This window comes from Pseudomonas sp. Pmew2, from assembly GCF_058129885.1.
On record NZ_CM176702.1, the window covers coordinates 5,143,394 to 5,167,586 of the forward strand.

Annotated in this window: 20 protein-coding genes, 1 tRNA gene and 1 pseudogene; 17 read left to right on the forward strand and 5 right to left on the reverse strand. The window is 55.8% G+C overall.

What is annotated here, in order from left to right; translation table 11 throughout:
* Positions 1-68: 68 nt before the first annotated feature.
* From murI to hemA, 5 genes and pseudogenes are all read right to left on the reverse strand, one after another.
* Positions 69-885, reverse strand: a pseudogene (gene murI, locus AC4ANK_RS23830) (glutamate racemase).
* A complete protein-coding gene (locus AC4ANK_RS23835; protein WP_161806813.1) occupies positions 878-1,648 on the reverse strand; it encodes a molybdopterin-synthase adenylyltransferase MoeB in 771 nt (256 codons plus the stop codon). The pseudogene murI and the gene AC4ANK_RS23835 overlap by 8 nt, the downstream one beginning before the upstream one ends.
* Positions 1,642-2,475 carry a peptide chain release factor N(5)-glutamine methyltransferase gene (gene prmC / locus AC4ANK_RS23840; RefSeq protein ID WP_002552151.1) on the reverse strand — a complete coding sequence of 278 codons (834 nt, stop codon included), beginning with the start codon at positions 2,473-2,475 and terminating at the stop codon, positions 1,642-1,644. Before prmC ends, AC4ANK_RS23835 begins: the two co-directional genes overlap by 7 nt.
* Positions 2,476-3,558, reverse strand: coding sequence for a peptide chain release factor 1 (prfA, locus tag AC4ANK_RS23845; RefSeq protein ID WP_002552150.1), 1,083 nt, complete (start codon positions 3,556-3,558; stop codon positions 2,476-2,478). It abuts the gene before it with no gap.
* On the reverse strand, positions 3,555-4,832 hold the full coding sequence (gene hemA / locus AC4ANK_RS23850) for a glutamyl-tRNA reductase (protein WP_002552149.1): 1,278 nt from the start codon (positions 4,830-4,832) through the stop codon (positions 3,555-3,557). Before hemA ends, prfA begins: the two co-directional genes overlap by 4 nt.
* A 227-nt stretch (positions 4,833-5,059) precedes the next feature.
* Between hemA and AC4ANK_RS23855 the strand changes: the two genes are divergently transcribed.
* The 17 genes from AC4ANK_RS23855 to AC4ANK_RS23935 all read left to right on the forward strand — a co-directional run bounded on the left by AC4ANK_RS23855 (position 5,060) and on the right by AC4ANK_RS23935 (position 24,135).
* Positions 5,060-6,787 (forward strand): tetratricopeptide repeat protein, encoded by a 1,728-nt coding sequence (locus AC4ANK_RS23855; protein WP_002552148.1) that lies wholly within the window; start codon positions 5,060-5,062, stop codon positions 6,785-6,787.
* 4 nt (positions 6,788-6,791) lie between these two features.
* Entirely contained in the window at positions 6,792-7,409 is a 618-nt protein-coding gene (gene lolB / locus AC4ANK_RS23860; RefSeq protein ID WP_002552147.1) for a lipoprotein insertase outer membrane protein LolB, read from the forward strand.
* A gap of 20 nt (positions 7,410-7,429) precedes the next feature.
* Positions 7,430-8,278, forward strand: coding sequence for a 4-(cytidine 5'-diphospho)-2-C-methyl-D-erythritol kinase (gene ispE / locus AC4ANK_RS23865; RefSeq protein ID WP_002552146.1), 849 nt, complete (start codon positions 7,430-7,432; stop codon positions 8,276-8,278).
* A gap of 37 nt (positions 8,279-8,315) precedes the next feature.
* A tRNA-Gln gene (locus tag AC4ANK_RS23870) sits at positions 8,316-8,390 on the forward strand.
* A 45-nt stretch (positions 8,391-8,435) separates the two neighbouring features.
* On the forward strand, positions 8,436-9,377 hold the full coding sequence (locus AC4ANK_RS23875) for a ribose-phosphate pyrophosphokinase (RefSeq protein ID WP_002552145.1): 942 nt from the start codon (positions 8,436-8,438) through the stop codon (positions 9,375-9,377).
* A gap of 124 nt (positions 9,378-9,501) precedes the next feature.
* Positions 9,502-10,113 (forward strand): 50S ribosomal protein L25/general stress protein Ctc, encoded by a 612-nt coding sequence (locus tag AC4ANK_RS23880; protein ID WP_002552144.1) that lies wholly within the window; start codon positions 9,502-9,504, stop codon positions 10,111-10,113.
* Positions 10,114-10,277: 164 nt separating this feature from the next.
* The gene (gene pth / locus AC4ANK_RS23885) at positions 10,278-10,862 is read left to right on the forward strand and encodes an aminoacyl-tRNA hydrolase (protein ID WP_002552143.1); all 585 of its coding nucleotides are present in this window, start codon (positions 10,278-10,280) and stop codon (positions 10,860-10,862) included.
* 21 nt (positions 10,863-10,883) lie between these two features.
* Entirely contained in the window at positions 10,884-11,984 is a 1,101-nt protein-coding gene (gene ychF / locus AC4ANK_RS23890; RefSeq protein ID WP_004663905.1) for a redox-regulated ATPase YchF, read from the forward strand.
* Positions 11,985-12,289: 305 nt separating this feature from the next.
* Positions 12,290-13,363, forward strand: coding sequence for a dTDP-glucose 4,6-dehydratase (gene rfbB, locus AC4ANK_RS23895; RefSeq protein ID WP_002552133.1), 1,074 nt, complete (start codon positions 12,290-12,292; stop codon positions 13,361-13,363).
* Positions 13,363-14,268: a dTDP-4-dehydrorhamnose reductase gene (gene rfbD / locus AC4ANK_RS23900; protein ID WP_002552132.1), complete on the forward strand. Its 906-nt coding sequence runs from the start codon at positions 13,363-13,365 to the stop codon at positions 14,266-14,268. Before rfbB ends, rfbD begins: the two co-directional genes overlap by 1 nt.
* Positions 14,265-15,155: a glucose-1-phosphate thymidylyltransferase RfbA gene (rfbA, locus tag AC4ANK_RS23905; RefSeq protein WP_002552131.1), complete on the forward strand. Its 891-nt coding sequence runs from the start codon at positions 14,265-14,267 to the stop codon at positions 15,153-15,155. Before rfbD ends, rfbA begins: the two co-directional genes overlap by 4 nt.
* A gap of 41 nt (positions 15,156-15,196) precedes the next feature.
* Positions 15,197-16,108, forward strand: a complete 912-nt coding sequence (locus AC4ANK_RS23910; protein WP_460384329.1) for a glycosyltransferase family 2 protein — start codon at positions 15,197-15,199, stop codon at positions 16,106-16,108.
* A 557-nt stretch (positions 16,109-16,665) separates the two neighbouring features.
* A complete protein-coding gene (locus AC4ANK_RS23915; RefSeq protein ID WP_460384327.1) occupies positions 16,666-16,803 on the forward strand; it encodes a hypothetical protein in 138 nt (45 codons plus the stop codon).
* On the forward strand, positions 16,800-17,345 hold the full coding sequence (gene rfbC, locus AC4ANK_RS23920; RefSeq protein ID WP_002552129.1) for a dTDP-4-dehydrorhamnose 3,5-epimerase: 546 nt from the start codon (positions 16,800-16,802) through the stop codon (positions 17,343-17,345). The genes AC4ANK_RS23915 and rfbC overlap by 4 nt, the downstream gene beginning before the upstream one ends.
* Positions 17,345-18,172 carry an ABC transporter permease gene (locus AC4ANK_RS23925; RefSeq protein WP_002552128.1) on the forward strand — a complete coding sequence of 276 codons (828 nt, stop codon included), beginning with the start codon at positions 17,345-17,347 and terminating at the stop codon, positions 18,170-18,172. Before rfbC ends, AC4ANK_RS23925 begins: the two co-directional genes overlap by 1 nt.
* The gene (locus AC4ANK_RS23930; RefSeq protein ID WP_460384324.1) at positions 18,162-19,511 is read left to right on the forward strand and encodes an ABC transporter ATP-binding protein; all 1,350 of its coding nucleotides are present in this window, start codon (positions 18,162-18,164) and stop codon (positions 19,509-19,511) included. The genes AC4ANK_RS23925 and AC4ANK_RS23930 overlap by 11 nt, the downstream gene beginning before the upstream one ends.
* Entirely contained in the window at positions 19,504-24,135 is a 4,632-nt protein-coding gene (locus AC4ANK_RS23935) for a glycosyltransferase (RefSeq protein ID WP_002552126.1), read from the forward strand. Before AC4ANK_RS23930 ends, AC4ANK_RS23935 begins: the two co-directional genes overlap by 8 nt.
* Positions 24,136-24,193: the final 58 nt, after the last annotated feature.

A 24,193-nucleotide genomic window follows, 5' to 3' on the forward strand; every position in this document is an offset into this window, starting at 1 on the left:
AGCCGCTTTTATAGAAGCTGCGGAGGCGACGTTAGTTCACCCCAAAAGCGCCTTTTTTCACGTTTTTTTTACAAACGGAAGCTTCTCACATTGCCAGGACTTTGCGACAAAAAAGGTAGGATTTTTTCTGAAATTGTCCGGAATGTCACTAGACCAATACACAGTATCTCGCGCGTCGCCAGTGGCAAGAAGGCTGGAACGCGACAAAAGACGCTGTAACTGACGCGCTACCGCAGCCCCGGTGTCGATCAGGGTGACCGATTCGGGAAGCATCTCCCGCAACAAAGGTTTGAGAAACGGGTAGTGAGTACAGCCCAGAATGATCGTGTCACAGCGCGCTGCCAGCAGCGGCTCGACATAATGCAGCAGCAATTGACGGATTTGCGGACTGAGCAGATCACCGGTTTCGATCAGTTCGACCAGCCCTGGGCACGGCTGGGTCACGACCCGAACATCGTTGGCAAATCGGTCCAGCAACGCCGCAAAGCGGGCGCTTTGTAGCGTTCCGGTAGTCGCCAGCACACCGACAACACCGCTGCGGGTCGCCTCGGCAGCAGGTTTGACAGCAGGTTCCATACCCACAATTGGCCAGTCCGGGTAGCGTTGACGAATGTGCGCCACGCCCGCCGCAGTCGCGGTGTTGCAGGCGACGACCAGTGCCTTGGCACCCTGCTCGCGGAAGAATCCCGCAATTGTCAGGCACCGTTCGGTAATGAATTCAGGGGTCTTTTCGCCATAAGGAATATGCCCGCAGTCCGCCAGATACAGCAGTGACTCGCTGGGCAGCAACTGGCGGATTTCATTGAGCACTGAAAGGCCACCGACCCCGGAATCGAAGATTGCGACAGGCGCATCGCTGGCATGGCTCATCTGCATGTCAGGCATGTTCGCCCTGCCCGCTTGCTGCACTGCAAACGCTGCACGCCGGGTCGCGCTTGACTTTCAGTTCACGGAAACGGGTAGTCAAGGCATCAATCAATAACAGTCGCCCGACCATTGGCTCGCCAAAAACGGCCAGCAGCTTCAAGGCTTCCAGTGCTTGCAGGCTGCCAACCAGACCAACCAGCGGCCCGATGACACCGGCCTCGCTGCAGGTCAGTTCGGCTTCGCTGCCGTGACCGTACAGGCAGTGATAACACGGGCTGTCCGCACGACGCGGATCGAACACCGACAACTGCCCTTCAAGCCGAATGGCAGCACCGCTGACCAACGGCTTGCCGGCAGCGACACAGGTGGCATTGACCGCTTCGCGGGTGGCGAAATTATCCGAGCAATCCAGCACCAGATCGACAGCCTGCACCGCCGCCTCCAGTGAGTCGGTATCCAGCGCTGAGCGATGAGCGACGAGAGTGATCTCGGGATTGATCGCCTTGAGCCGGGCCAGAGCCGAATCTACCTTGGCCTGTCCGATGCTCTGGGTATCATGAATGATCTGGCGTTGCAGGTTGGTCAGGTCGACGTGATCAAAATCCGCCAGATGCAGTTCACCGACCCCTGCGGCGGCCAGATAAAGGGCCACCGGCGAACCAAGCCCGCCGACGCCGACGATCAGCGCGCGACTTTGCTTGAGGCGCAGCTGGCCGTCGATATCAACGTGTTGCAGCAGAATCTGGCGACTATAGCGCAGCAGCTCCTGATCACTCAGCACGGCTTGCATCCGAACGTGATGCGCTCGTGCTCACCCAGATCACGGCGGGTCTGTATGCGCTCGAAACCATGACGGATCAACAGTTCGCGCACCGCCGGGCCTTGATCGTAACCGTGCTCCAGCAGCAGCCAGCCATCGGCGCTGAGGTGCACCGGCGCGTCGGCAATGATCGTGCGCAAATCGTCCAGCCCGTCGGAACCGGCAGTCAACGCACTGCTCGGCTCGAAGCGCACGTCACCGGCCGACAGATGCGGATCAGCGTCGGCGATGTACGGCGGGTTACTAATGATCAGATCAAACTGACGCCCTTCCAGCGCACTGAACCAGTGGCTGTTGAGCACATGGGCGTTATCCAGTTGCAAACGTTGCCGGTTGCGTTCGGCCAGCGCGACCGCTTCAGGCACACGGTCGACCGCTGTGACTTTCCATTGTTGGCGCTCGTTGGCCAGCGCCAGCGCAATCGCCCCAGTGCCGGTGCCCAGGTCAAGTACCTTGGCGGGCGCGAACGCAGGCGCCAGTTCCAGCGCCGCCTCGACCAGCATTTCGGTCTCTGGCCGCGGGATCAAGGTATGCGGCGCTACTTCCAGATCAAGCTTCCAGAAACCTTGCTGACCGAGAATGTAAGCCACCGGTTCGCCCGTGCGTCGACGCTGCAAATAACCTGCAAAGGCCAGCGCAGCCTCGGTGCTGACGATGCGCTCAGGCCAGGTGTGCAGAAAGCTGCGCGGTTTGCCCAGCGCTGCCGCCAGCAGCAGCTCTATGTCGAGCCGCGCGGTCGGTGAATCGGGAAGCTCGGCGCTTCTTAACAAACTTGCGATGATGGTCATTTACTCACCCAGTGCCGCAAGTTGATCAGCCTGATATTCAGCGAGTAGCGGCTCTATCACTGCATCGACCCCGCCCGCCAGAACTTCATCCAGCGAATACAGAGTCAGGTTCACGCGGTGATCCGTCACTCGCCCTTGAGGGAAATTATACGTACGAATACGCTCGGAACGATCACCCGACCCCACGAGCAGCTTGCGCTCGCTGGCGATGGCGTTGGCCGCCGCGCTGGTCTGCTGATCATTCAGTTTGGCAGATAGCCAGGACATTGCCCGGGCCCTGTTCTTGTGCTGCGAACGCTCTTCCTGGCACTCGACGACAATACCCGATGGCAAGTGGGTAATTCGGATCGCCGAGTCGGTTTTGTTGACGTGCTGACCACCGGCCCCTGAGGAGCGATAGGTGTCGACACGCAGGTCGGCCGGGTTGATCTCGATCGCCTGTTGCTCGTCAGGCTCCGGCAGCACTGCAACCGTACAGGCAGACGTGTGGATGCGACCCTGCGACTCGGTCTCGGGCACGCGCTGCACACGGTGCGCGCCGGACTCGAATTTCAGCTTGCCGTAGACGCTGTCACCCTCGACGCGCGCAATGACTTCCTTGTAGCCGCCATGCTCGCCTTCGTTTTCGGACAGAATTTCCACCCGCCAGCCACGCCGCTCGGCGTAACGCGAGTACATGCGAAACAGGTCGCCGGAGAAGATCGCTGCTTCATCACCGCCGGTGCCCGCACGGATCTCCAGAAACACGTTGCGGCCGTCGTTCGGGTCCTTGGGCAACAACATGCGCTGCAATTGCGCTTCCAGCTCGACCAGTTGCTGTTTTGTTTCGCGAACTTCCTCGACGGCCATTTCGCGCATGTCCGGGTCGCTGTCCTTGAGCAGCGCCTGCGCGCCCTCCAGATCACCCTGCACCCTGATCAGCTGTTGGTAAAGCGCAACGACCGGCTCCACTTCGGCGTACTCACGGGAATAGGCGCGAAAGCGTGTCTGATCGCTGATCACTTCGGCATCGCCGAGCAGCGCGGTCAGTTCCTCGAAACGGTCGCTGAGGACATCCAGCTTATTGAGCAGTGAAGCTTTCATTGCGGGGTTTTATCCGTCGAGCCCTCACCGAGGGCAAAAAGTTCCTGGGCCATGGCCAGCGCATCGACGCGACCTTCGGCAGACAGCTTCTTGAGCTGCACGCTGGGTGCGTGCAGCAATTTGTTGGTCAGACCACGTGCCAGCTGGATCAATACGTCCTCGGCATTGCTACCGTTGGCCAGCATACGTTGCGCCTTGCTCAGTTCTTCGTCACGCAGCCGTTCGCTTTGCTGACGATAGGCGCGCAACACATCGACCGCCGCCAGTTCGCGCAGCCGCGACATGAAGTCTTCGGCACCCACGCTGACCAGCTGCTCGGCAGCCAGTGCAGCCCCCTGGCGACTCTTGAGATTTTCTGCCACCACTTCGTGCAGATCATCAACGCTGTACAGGTAAACGTCGTCCAGTTCGCCGACTTCAGGCTCGATATCCCGCGGTACGGCAATATCGACCATGAAAATCGGTTTATGCTTGCGCAGTTTCAGCGCACTTTCCACGGCCCCCTTGCCCAGGATCGGCAACTGGCTGGCGGTGGAACTGATCACGATATCGCTGTTGACCAGCTCGGCCGGGATATCCGAGAGCAACACCGCATGGGCACCGAACTCGGCAGCCAGCATGCTGGCGCGCTCCAGCGTACGGTTGGCAACCACGATACGCTTGACGCCCAGGTCATGCAGATGCCGGGCGACCAGAGTAATGGTCTCGCCCGCACCGATCAACAAGGCCTGACTGCGTTGCAGGTCACTGAAAATCTGTTTGGCCAGACTGACCGCGGCGAAGGCCACGGACACCGGGTTTTCACCAATTGCAGTGTCTGTACGCACCTGTTTGGCAGCGCTGAACGTGGCCTGAAACAGACGTCCCAGTAACGGCCCGACCGTTCCGGCCTCGCGCGCAACGGCATACGCGGACTTCATCTGGCCGAGAATCTGCGGCTCGCCGAGCACCAGGGAGTCGAGCCCCGAGGCGACACGCATCATGTGTCGCACGGCGGCATCGTCCTCATGGACGTAAGCGCTGGCGCGCAGTTCTTCCAGGCTGAGGTGATGGTAATTGGCAAGCCAGGCAAGAATGCTGTCCGCACCGAGATGCTCGTGCTCGATGTACAACTCGCTGCGATTACAGGTTGAAAGAATCGCAGCCTCGCGACTTTCGGTCAGGTGGCAAAGCTGCTGCAACGCCTCCACCAACTGTTCCGGGGTAAATGCCACGCGCTCGCGAACGTCGACCGAGGCGGTCTTATGATTGATACCGAGTGCAAGGAAGGCCATTCAGGGTCGCAGGTGGTGACGTGAAGCCGGTAATTGTCCTACTTCAATAAGCTCAGAACAACCACCACATATTATTGTCCCACTACAATCGATCGTCGCAGCCTGCGTTTTCAGGCTCGCGACACTGCAAACACACGCATTGCATCAGTTTTTCCGACGGCTGTGGGTTTTGCCAACAGCCTTGTGTCATGATGCTCCCACCGCAGGTAAGCCGCCCTTCTTAATATATGAATAGATCCTCCGCGTTGTTCCTTGCTCTTGCCTTTCTAGGCGGCTGCCAGTCAATGGCCCCCGCCTCGTCACAGCCCGTGCCCGCTCAGAAAGACGCCCCTCCCGCTCCTGAAGCCAAGCCGAAGGTCTATGGTTCGTTCACTCAGGACACCCTGGTCAGCCTGTTGAGCGCGGAGCTGGCCGGCCAGCGCAACCGCTTCGACATCGCCCTGGATAACTACGTGACCCAGGCGATCAAGACTCAGGACCCGGGGGTCTCCGAACGTGCCTATCAGATCGCCGAATACATGGGCGCTGATCAGTCTGCGCTGGAAACCGCGCTGATCTGGGCAAGAAACGCACCGACCGACCTTGAAGCGCAACGCGCCGCAGCCATTCAACTGGCGCGCGCGGGACGTTACGACGATTCTCTGGTGTACATGGAGAGAGTCCTGCAGGGTCAGGGCGACACGCACTTCGACTTTCTGGCACTGTCCGCGGCCGAAACCGATCCGGACACCCGCAACGGCCTGCTCAAAAGTTTTGATCGGTTGCTGGGCAAATACCCGAACAACAGCCAGCTGATTTTCGGCAAGGCGCTGTTGCTTCAGCAGAATGGTGACGCCGAACAGTCGTTGAAGCTGCTGGAAGACAACCCGCCCAAAGAAGGTGAAATCGCGCCCATCCTGCTGCATGCCCGCTTGCTGCAAAGCATGAACCGAGGCAAGGAAGCGGTGCCCCTGCTGGAAAAAAGCCTCAAGAGATACCCGGACGACAAACGCCTGCGCCTGACGTATGCGCGCATGCTCGTCGAGCAAAACCGCATGGAAGACGCCAAAGTGCAGTTTTCCGCCCTTTTGCAGCAATATCCGGACGACGACGAGCTGCGCTTCTCGCTGGCTCTGGTGTGCCTTGAAGCCAAGGCCTGGGACGAAGCGGCTGGCTACCTGGAAGAACTGATCGCCCGTGGTGCACACGTCGACTCAGCGCATTTGAATCTCGGCCGCATCCACGAAGAGCGCGAGGACCCGCAAAGCGCGCTCAACGAATACGCTCAGGTCGGACCGGGCCCGGACTTCCTGGCGGCTCAATTGCGCCAGGCCGATATTCTGGTCAGCAATGGCAACGGCGCAGAAGCTGCCAAACGCCTGGCTGAAGCACGTGCCGAAGAGCCCGATTTCGCCATTCAGCTGTACCTGATCGAGGCCGAAACCCTGACCAGCAATGATCAACTGGATCGCGGCTGGCAGGTGCTGAACACGGCACTCAAGCAATACCCGGACGACGCCAACCTGCTCTATACCCGCGCCATGCTGGCTGAAAAGCGCAATGATCTGGCGCAGATGGAAAAAGACCTGCGCAGCATCATCAAGCGCGAGCCGGAAAACGCCATGGCGCTGAATGCACTGGGCTACACCCTCTCCGATCGCACCACGCGTTACGCCGAAGCCCGCGAACTGATCGAGAAAGCCCATCAGATCAGCCCCGACGATCCGGCAGTTCTCGACAGCCTTGGCTGGGTGAATTACCGCATGGGCAATCTGGATGCTGCCGAACGCTACCTGCGCCAGGCGCTCGAACGCTTCCCTGACCACGAAGTAGCCGCACATCTGGGCGAAGTACTCTGGGCCAAAGGCGAACAGCGCGAAGCCCGGAAAGTATGGGCCAAGGCCCTGGAACAACAACCCGACAGCACCGTCCTGCGCAGCACACTGCGACGCTTGACCGGTTCAGAGACCCTTTGACGTTATGTTTTTGCGCCACGTAATCGTATTCAGCCTCATCGCCCTGCTCACCGGCTGTGCCGGTCTCACTTCCCGCGAAGCCGTTCAGGGCAAGGGCGACCCCGCGCAATGGCGCGAACACAAACAGCAACTGAGCAGCCTCGATGGCTGGCAGATCAACGGCAAGGTCGGTATTCGTGCACCGAAGGACTCCGGCAGCGGCACCCTGTTCTGGCTGCAGCGTCAGGATTACTACGATATCCGCTTGTCCGGTCCGCTTGGCCGTGGCGCAGCACGACTGACCGGCAGGCCCGGCACTGTCGCGCTTGAAGTCGCCAACCAAGGCCGCTACGAAGCCACAACGCCGGAAACACTGCTTCAGGATCAACTGGGCTGGAAACTGCCGGTTTCCCACCTCGTATGGTGGGTGCGTGGCTTGCCGGCACCGGACAGCAAAAGTAGCGTGACACTCGACGGTGACAGCCGTCTGGCCAGCCTTGAACAGGACGGCTGGCAGGTGGAATACCTCAGTTATGTCGAACAGAATGGCTACTGGCTGCCCGAACGCGTCAAGCTGCACGGTCAGGACCTCGATGTCACGCTGGTCATCAAGGACTGGCAGCCTCGCAAACTGGGGCAATGACCATGACTGCATTACAGGATATGGCCAAGGCCCAGCTGGTTTTGCCTGCTCCGGCAAAGCTGAACCTGATGCTGCACATTCTGGGACGCCGTCCGGACGGCTACCATGAGCTGCAAACGCTGTTTCAGTTTCTCGATTACGGTGACGAACTGGGCTTTACCGTTCGCCAGGACGGCGAAATTTGTCTGCAGACCGATGTACCCGGCGTCCCGCATGACAGCAATCTGATCGTCAAAGCCGCCCGCGCGCTGCAAAAACAGTCCGGTTGCACACTGGGCATGGATATCTGGCTGGAAAAACGCCTGCCCATGGGCGGCGGCATCGGCGGCGGCAGCTCGGATGCAGCCACCACACTGCTGGCGCTGAATCATTTATGGCAGCTTGGCTGGGATGAAGATCGTCTGGCGCAACTGGGCCTGACTCTGGGCGCTGATGTACCGGTTTTTGTCCGTGGACACGCCGCATTTGCTGAGGGTGTCGGGGAAATTCTCACCCCGGTTGACCCCGAAGAACCCTGGTATTTGGTGCTCGTTCCGCAAGTCGCTGTAAGTACAGCAGAAATTTTTTCAGATCCGTTGTTGACACGCGACACGCCGCCCATTAAAGTGCGCCCCGTTCCCAAGGGAAACAGTCGAAATGACTGTAAGGCGGTTGTAGAGAGGCGTTACCCAGAAGTACGTAACGCTTTGAATTTGTTAGGTAATTTTACCGAAGCAAAATTAACCGGAACTGGAAGTTGTGTGTTTGGGGCCTTCCCAAACAAAGCTGAAGCTGATAAAGTCTCGGCCCTTCTTGCAGAGACCCTTACGGGGTTCGTAGCGAAAGGAAGTAACATTTCGATGTTGCATCGCAAGCTGCAAATTCTGTAACAGGAATTGAGTGCAAGGCACTCGATTGATTCAATACAGGGGCGTCGCCAAGCGGTAAGGCAGCAGGTTTTGATCCTGCCATGCGTTGGTTCGAATCCAGCCGCCCCTGCCATTTTCTATACTCATCCAGGTTACCCTCAGCCTCTAGGTACTGCGCGTGTCCAAGATGATGGTCTTTACGGGGAATGCCAACCCCGATCTCGCTCGGCGTGTAGTACGTCAGCTGCATATCCCACTCGGTGATGTTTCTGTCGGAAAATTTTCCGACGGCGAAATCAGCACTGAGATTAATGAAAACGTCCGCGGTAAAGACGTCTTCATCATTCAGCCGACTTGCGCACCAACGAACGATAACCTGATGGAACTGGTTGTGATGGCTGATGCCTTCCGCCGCTCCTCAGCGTCCCGAATCACTGCTGTGATTCCCTACTTTGGTTATGCCCGCCAGGATCGCCGTCCGCGCTCCGCACGTGTTGCCATCAGCGCGAAAGTTGTTGCTGATATGCTCACCGTGGTGGGAATCGACCGTGTTCTCACGGTTGATCTTCATGCTGACCAGATCCAGGGTTTCTTCGATATTCCGGTAGATAACATCTACGGCTCCCCCGTTCTGGTGGATGACATCGAAGACCAGCGCTTTGAAAACCTGATGATCGTTTCCCCCGATATCGGCGGCGTCGTGCGTGCACGTGCTGTCGCTAAATCCCTGGGTGTCGATCTCGGTATCATCGACAAACGCCGTGAGAAAGCCAATCACTCTGAAGTGATGCATATCATCGGTGATGTCGAAGGGCGTACCTGTATTCTGGTCGATGACATGGTCGACACCGCCGGCACCCTGTGCCACGCGGCCAAGGCCCTGAAAGAGCATGGCGCAGCCAAGGTCTTTGCCTACTGCACACACCCTGTGCTGTCGGGCCGGGCGATCGAAAACATTGAAAATTCCGTGCTGGACGAACTGGTGGTCACTAACACCATCCCGTTGTCCGCAGCAGCACAAGCCTGCAGCCGTATCCGTCAACTGGATATTGCGCCGGTAGTCGCCGAAGCGGTTCGCCGCATCAGCAATGAAGAATCGATCAGCGCGATGTTCCGTTAACTGACATCACGCAGACGAAAAGCGCCCCGCCCTGACATCCGGTCAGGGCGGGGCTTTTTTGCCCATACCGCCCAAGCGCTGGTCGCAAACGCAACGGCGGATGTGGTTAATTTGGAGATACAACATGAACGAATTTACCCTGAATGCAGAACAGCGTTCCGACCTGGGGAAAGGTGCGAGCCGCCGCCTGCGTCGTCTCGCCAGCCTGGTTCCAGCTGTAGTCTACGGTGGCGACAAAGCCCCTGAGTCCATCAGCATGCTGGCCAAGGAAGTTGCCAAACTGCTCGAAAACGATGCGGCCTACAGCCACATCATCGAGCTGAACGTTGGCGGCCAGAAGCAGAACGTCATCATCAAGGCGCTGCAACGTCACCCGGCCAAAGGCCACGTGATGCACGCTGACTTCGTGCGCGTTATTGCCGGCCAGAAACTGACCGCAATCGTGCCGATCCACTTCCTGAACGAAGAAGCTCCAGTCAAGAAAGGCGGCGAGATCTCGCACACTACTACTGAACTGGAAGTGACCTGCCTGCCTAAAGACCTGCCTGAGTTCATCGAGGTTGATCTGGGCGCGCTGGAAGTGGGCGACAACGTTCACCTGTCCGAGCTGAAAGCACCTAAAGGCGTCGAGTTCGTTGCCTTGGCACACGGTACTGACCTGGCAATCGCCAACGTCCACGCACCGCGCATCGTCAAAGACGAAGCAGAAGAAGGTGAAGAAGGCGCAGCCGAGTAATTCATTACTTGGTAACGTCGGAGTTGCTCAGGAAACATCGCGAGCGATAGCAGGCAAAGCGGGCGAGATCGCTGAGTTTACATCATGGTAAATGAGCAGTTTTCGCCCACATTGCCGCTGTCGTCAGCGGTTTAACCCTCAACTCCAAAGGAAGAGCCCCTGTCGTGACCGCCATACAACTGATCGTGGGCCTGGGAAATCCAGGCGCTCAATACGAACAGACCCGGCATAACGCAGGGGCTTTCTTTGTTGAGCGTATTGCTGCGGCGCAGCGAGTCAATCTCGTTCCCGAGCGCAAATTCTTTGGCCTGACCGGGCGTTTTACGCATCAGGGTCAGGACGTTCGTCTGCTGATCCCCACCACCTACATGAACCGTAGCGGCCAGGCCGTCGCGGCACTCGCCGGTTTCTACCGTATTCCGGTTGAGTCGATTCTGGTGGCGCATGACGAGCTGGACCTGCCTCCGGGCGTTGCCAAACTCAAAGTGGGTGGCGGCCATGGCGGTCATAACGGCCTGCGCGACATCATCGCGCAGCTCGGCAACCAGAACACATTTCATCGCTTGCGGCTTGGCATCGGCCACCCGGGCGATGCCAGCAAGGTATCCGGCTTTGTCCTGGGTCGAGCGCCACGCGCCGAACAGGAAAAACTGGACGCCAGTATCGACTTTGCCCTCGGCGTGCTGCCGGATATCTTCGCCGGTGAATGGAACCGGGCGATGAAAAACCTGCACAGCCAGAAGGCCTGACATCACTCGAGGGGAAACACCATGGGATTCAATTGCGGCATCGTCGGCCTGCCTAACGTCGGCAAGTCCACCCTGTTCAACGCCCTGACCAAATCTGGTATTGCGGCCGAGAACTTCCCCTTCTGCACCATTGAACCGAACAGCGGCATCGTGCCGATGCCTGACCCGCGCCTGGCGGCCCTGGCAGCCATCGTCAACCCGAAACGCATCCTGCCGACCACCATGGAGTTCGTCGACATCGCAGGCCTGGTGGCAGGTGCCTCAAAAGGCGAAGGCCTGGGCAACAAGTTCCTCGCCAACATCCGCGAGACCGACGCCATCGCTCACGTGGTGCGCTGCTTTGAAGACGAGAACGTGATTCACGTCTCCAACAGCGTCGACCCCAAGCGCGACATCGAGATCATCGATCTGGAACTGATCTTCGCTGACCTCGACAGCTGCGAGAAGCAACTGCAAAAGGTCACGCGCAATGCCAAGGGCGGTGACAAGGACGCAGTGGTCCAGAAAGGCCTGCTTGAACAACTGATCGCCCACTTCAGCGAAGGCAAGCCAGCACGCAGCCTGATGAAGAGCATGAGCAACGACGAGAAGGCCACCATCCGTGGTTTCCACCTGCTGACCACCAAGCCGGTCATGTACATTGCCAACGTTGCCGAAGACGGTTTCGAGAACAACCCGTTGCTGGACGTGGTCCGCGCCATCGCCGAAGAAGAAGGCGCAATGCTGGTGCCGGTCTGCAACAAGATCGAAGCCGAAATCGCCGAACTGGATGACGGCGAAGAAAAAGACATGTTCCTCGAAGCGCTGGGCCTCGAAGAACCCGGCCTGAACCGCGTTATTCGCGCTGGCTACGAAATGCTTCACCTGCAGACCTACTTCACCGCAGGTGTCGAAGAAGTCCGCGCCTGGACCGTCCGCGTCGGTGCCACCGCACCACAGGCCGCAGGCGTCATCCACACCGACTTTGAAAAAGGCTTTATTCGTGCCGAAGTCGTGGCCTATGACGACTTCATCCAGTTCAAGGGTGAAGCCGGTGCCAAGGAAGCGGGTAAGTGGCGTCTGGAAGGCAAGGAATACATCGTCAAGGATGGTGATGTGATGCATTTCAGGTTTAATGTGTAGGCCATAGGCAGCGTCCAGCGGGATCTCGGCAAGTGCAGATTCCTCTATCACGAAAGCCCCATTATCTGGGGCTTTCGCGTTTCAGGCATTGGCACCGTCGGTTGGCTACACGATTGCAGACGCCCTCAAATTATTTGATGGGGATGTCTATTTTTCTATGTAAAATGTCGTTTTTTTACCGCCGCTCATCCACGTCATTTAAACATTCATGTTTAACGCAGGCAGATGTTTCAAGACGGCGACTGATCAGCGATCGTTTCCACGGACCGGGCAGAGCCTTGTCATAACCCAAGGTAGATACTCTTTTGAAGATCTTAGTAACAGGCGGTGCTGGTTTCATCGGTTCGGCAGTGATTCGGCACATCATTGCCAATACAGCCGACTCAGTCGTCAATGTCGACAAACTGACGTACGCAGGCAATCTTGAATCACTTCAGTCGGCCGATCAAAGCGAGCGTTATGCCTTTGAGCACGTGGACATCTGCAACCGTGAAGACCTGGACCGGGTTTTCAAAGAGCACCAGCCTGACGCTGTGATGCACTTGGCAGCCGAATCGCACGTAGACCGCTCCATCACGGGTCCGTCGGAGTTCATCCAGACCAATATCATAGGCACCTATGTACTGCTTGAAGCAGCACGCAGCTACTGGAGCCAGCTGGACGAAGTGCGCAAAGCCAGCTTCCGCTTTCACCACATCTCGACTGACGAAGTGTATGGCGACCTGGAAGGCCCGGAAGATCTCTTCACCGAGACAACGCCTTACCAGCCAAGCTCGCCCTACTCGGCCAGCAAGGCCAGCTCCGACCACCTGGTACGCGCCTGGAGCCGCACCTATGGCCTGCCGACCCTGGTAACCAACTGCTCGAACAACTACGGTCCATGCCATTTCCCGGAGAAGCTGATCCCACTGATCATCCTCAACGCACTGGAAGGCAAGCCGCTGCCTATCTATGGAAAAGGCGATCAGGTTCGTGACTGGCTCTATGTCGAAGACCATGCCCGCGCACTGTACAAAGTTGTGACCGAAGGCGAGATCGGCGAGACCTACAACATTGGTGGCCACAACGAGAAACAGAACATCGAGGTGGTCAACACCGTTTGCGCGCTGCTCGACCAACTGCGCCCGGATTCAGTCCATCGTCCGCACGCCAGCCTGATCACTTACGTTCAGGACCGCCCGGGCCACGACCTGCGCTACGCTATCGATGCCAGCAAGATTCAGCGCGAGCTGGGCTGGACGCCGGAAGAAAGCTTCGAATCGGGTATTCGCAAAACAGTACAGTGGTACCTCGATAATCCTGAATGGGTTGCTCATGTAAAGAGCGGAAGCTACCAGCAATGGATCGACAAGAACTACACAGCGCGCGCCGATAAATGATGAAAATTCTTCTGCTGGGCAAAAATGGCCAGGTGGGTTGGGAGTTGCAACGTTCACTCGCTGTAGTGGGTGAAGTAGTTGCTCTTGACCGCCATACCGTATCGACGGCCTATGGCGAACTTTGTGGCGATCTGTCTGACCTGGAAAGCCTGCGCAATACCATTCGCAGCGTCAAACCTCAGGTTATCGTCAACGCCGCAGCCTATACCGCTGTCGACAAGGCCGAAACCGAGCGTGAGCTCGCGCACAGGGTCAATGCCTTGGCCAGTCAGGTCCTGGCAGAAGAAGCTCGCACGCTGGACGCGCTATTGGTTCATTACTCGACCGACTATGTGTTCGACGGTTCGGGCAACACCGCATGGAAAGAAAGCGATGTCGTGTCGCCGGTCAACTATTACGGCGCAACCAAACTTGAAGGCGAGCAACTTATAGCTGCCTCAGGCTGCAAGCACCTGATCTTCCGTACCAGCTGGGTTTACGCGGCACGTGGTAACAACTTTGCCAAAACCATGTTACGCCTCGCGAAAGATCGCCCAACGCTCAATGTGATCGCCGATCAGATTGGAGCGCCTACAGGTGCAGAGTTGCTGGCCGACATAGCGACGGCTGCCCTGCTTCAAACGCTGGCTAAGCCGGAGCTGTGTGGCATCTACAACTTGGCACCTGCCGGCGAAGTGTCATGGCATGCCTACGCGCAGTATGTGATTGATTTCGCCCGTGCCAACGGGGAACCCCTGGCGGTAGAAACGATCAATCCCATTGGCACGATCGAATACCCTACACCCGCGCAACGCCCTCTGAATTCGCGTCTGAACACAGAAAAGCTGCGCCACAATTTTTCCCTGCACCTGCCTGACTGGCAAAGTGGTGTAGCCCGAATGCTCATGGAAACTCTGAACAAATGACCACCATTAATCGTAAAGGCATCATCCTGGCCGGCGGCTCGGGCACTCGTCTGCACCCGCTTACCCTTGGCGTATCCAAGCAGATGCTGCCTATCTACGACAAGCCGATGATTTTCTACCCTCTGTCTGTGCTGATGCTGGCAGGTATGCGTGAAGTCCTGATCATCTCCACACCAGAAGACTTACCGAGCTTCCGCAAGTTGCTGGGTGACGGCAGCCAATATGGCATTCAGCTCACCTACGCAGAGCAACCAACGCCTGATGGCCTGGCACAAGCATTCATCATCGGCGAAGAGTTCATCGGTGAAGATCCTTGCTGCCTGATCCTGGGCGACAACATCTTTTACGGTCAGCACTTCTCCGACAACCTGCGCTCGGCGAGCCAACAGACCAGCGGCGCTACTGTCTTCGGTTACCACGTTTCCGACCCTGAGCGCTTTGGCGTTGTAGAGTTCGACGAAACCGGTCGCGCCTTGAGCATTGAAGAAAAGCCTGCAGCGCCGAAGTCGAGCTATGCCGTAACCGGCCTGTACTTCTACGACAATCAGGTTGTCGAAATCGCGAAGAATATCAAGCCTTCCGAGCGCGGCGAGCTGGAAATCACTGACGTGAACCGTGCTTACCTCGAACAAAAGAGCCTGACCGTAGAAATTCTCGGTCGTGGCTTCGCTTGGCTCGACACCGGCACCCACGAGTCGCTGCTGGAAGCGAGCCATTTCGTACACACCATCGAGCAGCGTCAGGGCTGGAAAGTTGCCTGCCTGGAAGAGATCGCTTACACCAACGGCTGGATTACGGCCGCTCAGTTGGGTGAACAGGCTCAGAAGCTGAAGAAGACCGGGTATGGCCAGTATCTGCAGAAGTTGCTGGATCTGGGCTCGTTCTAAGACTGCAAACCTCTATCCCATACCGCAAGGCTGCGAACAGTATGTCATCTGTTTTTCCCAAGGTAGCCGTGCTATTGGCAGCCTATAACGGTATGGCGTGGATAAAGGCGCAACTTGATTCAATCCTGACGCAGACAAACATCTGCGTCAGCGTGTTCATCAGTGTCGATACCTCCACGGACGGCACTGAAGCATGGTGTGCCGACTACGCTCAGCACCATACGAATATCTCCCTGCTACCGCCGACCGGACGATTTGGCGGAGCGTCACGTAACTTCTTTCGCTTGATCCGGGATGTCGACTTCTCGACATTCGATTACATAGCGTTCTCCGATCAGGATGATATCTGGGATCGGGACAAGCTTCAGCGCGCCGTAGCGGCTTTGGTGCCGGGTCATCATGATGCCTATTCAAGCAATGTCACCGCATTCTGGCCGGATGGGCAGCGCGTACTGCTGGACAAGGCTCAGCCTCAGGTTCAATGGGACTATCTGTTCGAAGCTGCCGGTCCCGGCTGCACCTATGTGATGAATCGCCGGCTTGCAGATGCCTTCAAGTCATCCCTCCTTTCCCACTGGGATGCAGCTCAGGCTGTGAGTCTGCATGACTGGTACTGTTACGCATTTGCCCGCAGTCACGGCTTCCGATGGCATATCGATCCGGTTTCCAGCATGGACTACCGTCAACATGCCAACAATCAGGTTGGAGCCAATACCGGACTTGCTCCACTCATCAGTCGACTGAAAAAAATTGCTGACGGCTGGTGGGCCGGACAGGTATTGCTGATTGGCCAGTTGATCGGAGACAGCCCACTGCATCCTGCGGGAAAGCACGTGAGTACGCGGCTGTCGTTCCTGAAGCTCGCGTTCAAGGCACCGCAATGCCGCAGGAGACCGAGAGACAAGATCCTCTTCATTATCGCGTGCCTTACAGCAATGCTAAGCAAGCGTTGACCGTCAATTAGCCACTCGTATCCTATCTGGCCCAGGCAGCGCGATATAGCCTGATTAAACCAGTGATCAGGCATCGCAACCTTCTGAAAATACTGGTTTTCAACATCTGTGCCCAAAGCAAGAGAGGTCGTTAGCCGCCGCGTGGCCGGGTATCGTTCACAGCATTGAAACCACTTAATTTCGCAGGACACCGAATGTTCTCCAGCGGCGGCTTATGTTAATGTGCAGACCTTTGTTTTCGGTATCAAAAGCGCAAAGAAGGCAGTGTAACCGGGGTGAAAGGAACCAGCCTCGGAACGTGGGGTCACTTGTACCGCCCAACCAAGGATGACAAGGCTCGAGTCACCCACCCGGCCATGAGCTCAGATACCGGACGTGCTTCAATTCGTAAAACCGTCCTGCCATGAAGACCTCGTGTTGCTCATCGTCGGAACCTACGTCGGAAAACTACAAATAGACGATGCATGCCCCGCTCCCTCGGTAATAACAGGCCTACCCCCTTATCCAGCGCAGACATTTCCCGCCCAGGTGGGCAGTCTATGGCGCACTCGACGCCCATGAGCCTCGATGTCGTAAAGCGCGTTTTAATGGCGCAATCAAATTCCATGGCGCAGGCGATTTTTAACACACGCCTGCCCCAGCCAGGGCCTTATGAGCAGACCCTGATGAGCATCCCGGAGATACGTTACCTATGAATGCAACACGCCTCGCCATTCCAGACGTCATCGTATTCGAGCCAAAGGTTTTCGGCGACGATCGCGGTTTTTTCTTTGAAAGCTTCAACCAGAAGGCATTCGAAGAGGTCGTTGGGCGGCCTGTAACGTTCGTTCAGGACAATCACTCGCGTTCGGTGAAGGGCGTTCTTCGCGGTTTGCATTACCAAATTCAACAACCACAGGGCAAGCTTGTCCGAGTCACCGCTGGAGAAGTCTTTGACGTTGCGGTCGACCTGCGCAAGAGCTCCCCAACTTTCGGCAAATGGGTGGGACTGCATCTTACCGCCGAAAACAAAAAACAACTGTGGATTCCGGAAGGCTTTGCCCACGGCTTCGTCGTACTGTCCGAAAGCGCCGAGTTCCTTTACAAGACCACCGATTACTGGGCGCCTGAACATGAGCGCAGCCTCGCCTGGAACGACGTCACCGTGGGCATAGACTGGCCATTCAGCGAAGCGCCCTCCCTGTCCGCCAAAGATCAGAAAGCCGTCGTATTCGAAGACGCCGAGGTGTTCGCTTAATGAACCCTCATAAAACTCCTTCTGCGGGCCCTTTGCGGCTAGTCAGCAGTCTATGGACCAACCGCTCATTGATCTCGCAAATGACCAAGCGAGAAGTCATTGGCCGCTACCGCGGCTCAGTGATGGGCTTGGCTTGGTCATTCTTTAATCCGGTATTGATGCTGGCGGTATATACCTTCGTATTCTCCGAAATCTTTAGTGCGCGTTGGGTTGGAGTCGACACCGGCAAAGGTGGCTTCGCTATTCTGTTGTTCGTCGGGATGATCGTGCATGGGTTGTTTGCAGAGTGTGCGAACAGAGCACCTTCTTTGGTGATGAGTAACAGCAATTACGTCAAGAAGGTGGTGTTTCCTCTGGAGATTTTGCCGGTTATCACCTTGGGTTCGGCGCTCTTCCACAGCTGCATCAGCCTTATTGTGCTGGTGATCGCACAACTGTTGATCTCGCACACGCTTTTCTGGACGGCGCTGTTGTTTCCGCTGATTCTGGTGCCGCTCATTCTTGGCACGCTGGGGATCAGCTGGTTTCTCGCATCCCTGGGTGTGTACTTGCGCGACGTCGCGCAGGTCATTACGGTTCTGACAACCGTTCTGCTGTTTCTGTCGCCGGTTCTTTACCCGGTGGCGGCGCTTCCTGAAGTCTATCGCCCTTGGCTGCAGATGAACCCGCTAACCTACATTATCGAAGAGAGCCGTAGCGTACTGCTGTTCGGCAACCTCCCGCATTGGGACAGCCTGGGTCTCGCCATCTTGATTGGCGCAGTAATTGCTGTCATGGGGTTCTGGTTTTTCCAAAAAACACGTAAAGGATTCGCTGATGTCATCTGATCAACCGGTTATCAGCGTACAAAACGTCTCGAAGTGTTTTTACACATACGACAAGCCCCACGACCGCTTGAAACAAGCCTTGGTGCCTAGAATTCAGCGTTGGTCAGGGCAGCCGACCACTACCTATGGCAAGGAGTTCTGGGCCCTGCGCGACGTCAGCTTCGACGTCGGCAAAGGCGAAACAGTCGGGATCGTGGGCCGCAATGGTTCAGGCAAGTCAACCTTGCTGCAGATCATCTGCGGAACATTGAACCCGACTGTCGGCGAGATTCATACGCGCGGCCGGGTAGCGGCCTTGCTAGAACTAGGTTCGGGCTTCAACCCCGAGTTTACCGGCCGTGAAAACGTTTATCTGAACGCCGCAGTGCTTGGACTGACGCGTGACGAAGTAGACGAGCGCTTTGACGCGATCGCCGGCTTTGCCGATATTGGCGAGTTCCTTGATCAGCCGGTCAAATCCTACTCAAGCGGCATGGCCGTGCGCCTGGCATTTGCGGTCCAGGCTCAGGTCGACCCGGAAATCCTTGTCGTGGACGAAGCACTTTCCGTTGGCGATGCACGATTTCAGGCCAAGTGCTTCGAGCGCCTCAGGCAGTTGAAAGAAAATGGCACCAGCATCCTGCTCGTCACGCACTCCAGCGAGCAAGTGGTCACTCACTGTAATCGCGCTATTTTGCTGGAAAAGAGCAGGATCGAGATGATTGGCGAATCGCGCCCGGTCATCAATCGCTACACGGACCTTCTGTTCGGGCGTGAGAAGAGCCCTATCACCGACAAGAGTCTGGACCTCGCCGAAGCCGAGCGAGTGGAAACCGACAAGATAGCGTTGCGTTTTGATGAAGACGTGTACGCGAGCAGGCCTGGTTACAACCCTCATGAGTACCGTTGGGGGGATGGAGCTGCAACACTGCTCGACTTCCATATGAATGCATCGGGAAGGGAGTTCCCCAACAGCGTTGAATCGGGCGAGGAAATCGTTCTTGATCTGGCCTTGCACTTCAATCGTACAGTGGTCAACCCGATTATCGGCTTTACGATCAAGACCAAAGAGGGTGTCACCGTATACGGCACCAACTCTTACATGCAGGATTGCGAAGGCACAGGCCTGATAGGCAGCGCTGGCAAACAGGCAAAAGCGCGTGTGAAATTCAGAAACGCGCTCGCGACCGGTGATTACTTCATCTCCATCGGTATCGCCTCTCGGCAAAGCGAAGACATCGTGCCTCACGACCGGCGCTATGATTCGATACATTTCGTTGTAGAACCCACTCCAAAGCTTCTGGGTTTGATAGACCTGGGTGCCTCTATGGAAATTGAACCGGTACGTGTTGATGTTTGAGCTTGATAGATATGGCTACCTCCGTGATACAGACACATCTGTATGGGTGCGGACTGATTATCAGGGCATTGCCTACAGTGACGGCGATAGCTCGGAAAATGAGCTGGCGAAGATCGTTCGTGACGCAAGCGATGTCTCCGTGCTGTCGAGCGAGCTTCCGCACTACTGTACCGACTGGCCAAAGCTCTATCACCTTAGTTCCACCCGCGGAAATATCTTTCGCCCCTTCGAGCATCTTCTGAAAGGTAAATCAGTTCTCGAAATCGGCGCGGGTTGCGGTGCGATCAGCCGCTACCTCGGCGAAGCGGGTGCTGACGTGCTCGCGCTGGAAGGTAGCCCACGCCGAGCTGCAATCGCGGCGAGCAGAACACGTGATCTGGATAACGTCACGGTGCTTGCTGAACGATTCGATGACCTGAAGATTGATCGGCAATTTGACGTAGTAACGCTCATCGGCGTACTCGAATACGCCAGCATGTTCAGCAATGATGAAGATCCTGCACTGGGAATGCTGAAACGAGTTAAAAAGCTGCTCAAACCTGACGGACATCTGTTTATTGCCATTGAGAACCAACTTGGCCTCAAATATTTTGCCGGCGCGCCAGAGGATCACGTGGGTGTCGCTATGTACGGTATTGAGGGCCGGTATGTAGGCCGCCAACCTAAGACATTTGGCCGCAAAGGTCTGGATGAGTTAATAGCCCTCGCTGGCTTTGCATCATCAAGCTTTCTATCTCCTTATCCGGACTACAAGATCCCCAATTCTCTGATCACAGAAAACGGTTTCAAAGCCAATAATTTCGACGCTGCTGCATTGGCCTGCCAGAACACTCGGAAAGATCCACAGTTACCCTCGAACACCACATTTAATCTTGAAAAAGCCTGGCCGGTGGTGATCGAGAATCATCTGGGCATGGACCTCGCGAATTCGTTTATGGTCGTCGCTTCATGCCAGCCGTACGACGCAGTCCCCAGCAATGTCCTAGCGTATCACTACAGTACAGGGCGCAATGCAGAGTACTGCAAGGCAGCGGTTTTCGTCGACACCCCTGCAGGCATTGAAGTTCAATACCAACGTCTCAGCACTATTGAAGCAGCAGACGGCCTGGATGACCCATTCAGATTCATCCTTCCTGCAGCGCATGGCTACGCAAAAGGCAATTTGCTCAGCCTGCAATTTCTTGAAGCCTCAACAACCGAAGACTGGACAGTTGAAACGTTTACCCCTTTTCTGAAGACCTATCTAAATTGCCTAAGCCAGCTCTTGGCCACTGAAGGCAGTACTACCGAACTGGACAGTGTAGACGTTTTTTTACCGGGCCATTATATTGACGCAGTTGCACAAAACATCATTATTGACAGTGAAGGCAACCCACATCTCATAGATATCGAATGGGAAATGAAGGGAGGCGTCGAACTCGGTCATCTGCTAATGCGGGGTCTGCTGCTGCTGATAGCGAATAAAGTCCCCTTTCACCCAAGCACGGCCATGATCAACAGGCGTGATTTTATTGTTGAGTTGATTGGCAGTGCGGGCCTTGAAATCACCGAGCAAGCGCTGAACCGCTATGCGCTACTAGAGGCCATGTTCCAAGAAAAAGTCACTGGCCGTGAAGCTGTGAGCTTTCTTAATTGGTCACCCGAAGCGACCATTCAGAAAATGGGGGCCTTGGGAGACAAGACACCTAGACTGGCGACGCTGTATATAGGTGATGCAGCGGGCGACTTCAAAGAAGAGCGGACGATCAGTCAATTTGTACACGATGGGCGCCAGACCTTAGTGTTCACAGTCCCAGCGACCTACCGATGCGCGGCACTTCGTTTTGACCCAACCAATATTCGTCAGTCCTTTTCGGTAGACGCAATTGCTATTTATGACGCCAATTCGGAAGTATGGTCGTGGCGTGACAGTGCCAGTGCACCTCTCGACTCTGCGGGCACGACCACATTCGTTAATGACCTGAACGACAGTACAATGTTTATGTCATTGGACAATGACCCGCACCTTGTGCTTCCCATTGATCTCAATTCGCTATTAGCGGGGAAGTCGTTCAAAATACAGATTACGTTCACTTTATTCACTGAAGGTCAGGTCGCTGGGCGACTCCTTCAACAGGAAGAGGAGCTCAAGCTAGCGCTTGGGTCTATATCGGAATTGAATCTTAAAGACCGCTCAGCTTTAGACGCCGTCGAGGTAGCGAACCTTGCGATAGAGGAAAATCATCGCCTGGCTCTGGAAGAGCTCAAGGCTGAGAATCTGGCCGTGCAAAACAAGCATCTGTTAGCCCTCGAAGAGCTCGAAGCTGCGCACCAAGCGGCCAAGGAGCATCACAGATTGGCTCTTGAAGAGTTCGAAGCTGCACAGCTTGCCTCTCAAGAAAACCATCGAGTCGCGCTGGAGGAACGGGAGGCTGCAAATCTGGCGATTCAAGAAAACCACCGTATTGCTATGGAAAATCTTGAAGCGGCAAACCTTCAGATTCAGGCAGAGCACCGTCAGGCCCTAGCGGATATTGATGCCGCTACCCGAGAGGCGCAAGAGAAGCATAAGGCCAAGTTAACAGAGCTTGAAATTGCGATTTTGGCAGCTCAGGAAAATCACCGTCTGGCACTTGTAGACAAAGATACGCATGTTCACAACCTGAACCTGCATATCATCGCGATGCAATCTTCGTACAGTTGGAAAGCCACTGCCCCGCTGAGGAAGATAACCAGGTCATTTTTCCGTGCAAAACGTCTTGCTTCGTCGATTCCACTGATTGTTCAGCGAGGAGGCGGACTTTCCAGTACAGCAAAGAAGGCCTACCAAGTCTGGCGTCTCAGGGGACTCGCAGGTGTCATCGCACAGGCTCGCTGGGTTCAAGGTGAAGCTCAGCATGCGTTCGTCGGAAGCGAGACGCGTGAAGTGCCCGATCGACACGATTATTCTCGATGGGTCCAATATTACGACACGTTGGGCGAAGCCGAAATCAATCGTATCAACGAGCACATGAATCGCTGGATTGAGTACCCGCTCATTTCCATCATCATGCCGGTGTATAACCCACCACTGGATCTTCTGCGTGAAGCAGTGGACAGCGTGCGCTCGCAGCTCTATACCAATTGGGAGCTATGCCTCGCTGACGATGCATCGACAAATCCTGCGGTGATCGAGTACCTGAAATCTTTGAAGGCGCAAGACAAGCGCATCAAAGTTGTTTTCCGTGGCAGCAATGGTCACATCTCGCAGGCCAGCAACTCGGCACTGGGCGTCGCTAAAGGTCTTTTTGTTGCGTTAATGGACAATGATGACCTTCTCCCTGCTCATGCGCTTTACTGGATTGCTCGCACCATTCGCGAAAACCCGGATGCAGGATTGATTTACTCGGACGAGGACAAGATTGACACCGAAGGCAACCGTAGCTCGCCCTACTTCAAGTCAGACTGGAACGAGTTCCTGTTTCGTTCGCAAAATATGATTTGTCACCTCGGAGCCTATCGTCGTGATCTCGTCAACGAGGTAGGGCAGTTCCGGGTAGGCTTCGAAGGTGCTCAGGATTATGACCTGGCCTTACGTTGCATAGAAAAACTCAAGCGCGACCAGATTATTCACATTCCTCGCGTGCTTTATCACTGGCGTATACACGCTGGCAGTACAGCGATGGCTGGCGACGAAAAACCTTATGCTGCATTGGCGGGCGTTAAAGCTCTAGATGAGCATTTGGAACGTCAAGGTCGGATTGGCTCGACAGAGTTGCTACCTACCGGTCAGTACCGGGTGCACTACAACCTGCCGACAACGCTGCCTCTTGTGACACTTGTCATACCGACAAGGAATGCTCACGCATTGGTCAAGCAGTGTATCGACAGCATCAAAAGCCTGACGACGTACAAAAATTACGAAATCATTCTGATTGATAACGGCTCTGACGATCCCGAATCGCTGGAGTACTTTGCTCAAATCGATCAGGAAGAAAATATTCGCGTACTTCGAGATGATGGACCGTTTAACTACTCTGCTCTCAATAACGGAGCTGTGCGTATCGCCAAAGGTGAGTTGATTGGTCTCATCAACAACGATATTGAGGTGATTACACCTGATTGGCTCAGCGAGATGGTGTCCATTGCGTTGCAGCCGAAGGTAGGAGCGGTAGGCGCAAGGCTTTGGTACCCAGACAACAGACTACAACATGGTGGTGTTGTGGTGGGCATAGGTGGTGTTGCCGGCCATGCACACAAGTATCTTCCAAAAGGTGCACATGGCTATTTCTGTAGAGCGGAGCTAATTCAGGAGTTCTCGGCGGTCACGGCCGCATGCCTGATCATTAAAAAGTCAACTTTTGATGAGGTAGGCGGGCTAGATGAGCAGCATTTGAAGATAGCATTCAATGATGTGGACTTCTGCTTACGGGTTCAGGAAGCAGGGTATCTCAATGTCTGGACACCTTTCTCTGAGTTGTACCACCATGAATCGGCGACGCGCGGTCTAGAGGACACGCCTCAGAAACAGGAACGATTTGGGCATGAGATTCGCTACATCAAAAATCGCTGGCCGAACATCCAGGTGGATTACGCCTATAGCCCGAACTTAACCCTTGATCACGAAGATTTCGGTCTGGCTTGGCCTCCAAGGTTCAAAAATTGATCGCAGTTGCCAAAAACACTCAATACAGCGCTGTGACATTTTCTGCAGCCTTAAGGGT

Excerpts from the sequence above, each read along its gene's own strand:
- prmC (WP_002552151.1), bottom strand. The coding sequence starts at position 2,475 with ATGACCATCATCGCAAGTTTGTTAAGAAGCGCCGAGCTTCCCGATTCA.
- prfA (WP_002552150.1), bottom strand. The coding sequence starts at position 3,558 with ATGAAAGCTTCACTGCTCAATAAGCTGGATGTCCTCAGCGACCGTTTC.
- hemA (WP_002552149.1), bottom strand. The coding sequence starts at position 4,832 with ATGGCCTTCCTTGCACTCGGTATCAATCATAAGACCGCCTCGGTCGAC.
- AC4ANK_RS23855 (WP_002552148.1), top strand. The coding sequence starts at position 5,060 with ATGAATAGATCCTCCGCGTTGTTCCTTGCTCTTGCCTTTCTAGGCGGC.
- lolB (WP_002552147.1), top strand. The coding sequence starts at position 6,792 with ATGTTTTTGCGCCACGTAATCGTATTCAGCCTCATCGCCCTGCTCACC.
- ispE (WP_002552146.1), top strand. The coding sequence starts at position 7,430 with ATGGCCAAGGCCCAGCTGGTTTTGCCTGCTCCGGCAAAGCTGAACCTG.
- AC4ANK_RS23880 (WP_002552144.1), top strand. The coding sequence starts at position 9,502 with ATGAACGAATTTACCCTGAATGCAGAACAGCGTTCCGACCTGGGGAAA.
- ychF (WP_004663905.1), top strand. The coding sequence starts at position 10,884 with ATGGGATTCAATTGCGGCATCGTCGGCCTGCCTAACGTCGGCAAGTCC.
- rfbD (WP_002552132.1), top strand. The coding sequence starts at position 13,363 with ATGAAAATTCTTCTGCTGGGCAAAAATGGCCAGGTGGGTTGGGAGTTG.
- rfbA (WP_002552131.1), top strand. The coding sequence starts at position 14,265 with ATGACCACCATTAATCGTAAAGGCATCATCCTGGCCGGCGGCTCGGGC.
- AC4ANK_RS23910 (WP_460384329.1), top strand. The coding sequence starts at position 15,197 with ATGTCATCTGTTTTTCCCAAGGTAGCCGTGCTATTGGCAGCCTATAAC.
- AC4ANK_RS23915 (WP_460384327.1), top strand. The coding sequence starts at position 16,666 with ATGAGCCTCGATGTCGTAAAGCGCGTTTTAATGGCGCAATCAAATTCC.
- rfbC (WP_002552129.1), top strand. The coding sequence starts at position 16,800 with ATGAATGCAACACGCCTCGCCATTCCAGACGTCATCGTATTCGAGCCA.
- AC4ANK_RS23925 (WP_002552128.1), top strand. The coding sequence starts at position 17,345 with ATGAACCCTCATAAAACTCCTTCTGCGGGCCCTTTGCGGCTAGTCAGC.
- AC4ANK_RS23930 (WP_460384324.1), top strand. The coding sequence starts at position 18,162 with ATGTCATCTGATCAACCGGTTATCAGCGTACAAAACGTCTCGAAGTGT.
- AC4ANK_RS23935 (WP_002552126.1), top strand. The coding sequence starts at position 19,504 with ATGTTTGAGCTTGATAGATATGGCTACCTCCGTGATACAGACACATCT.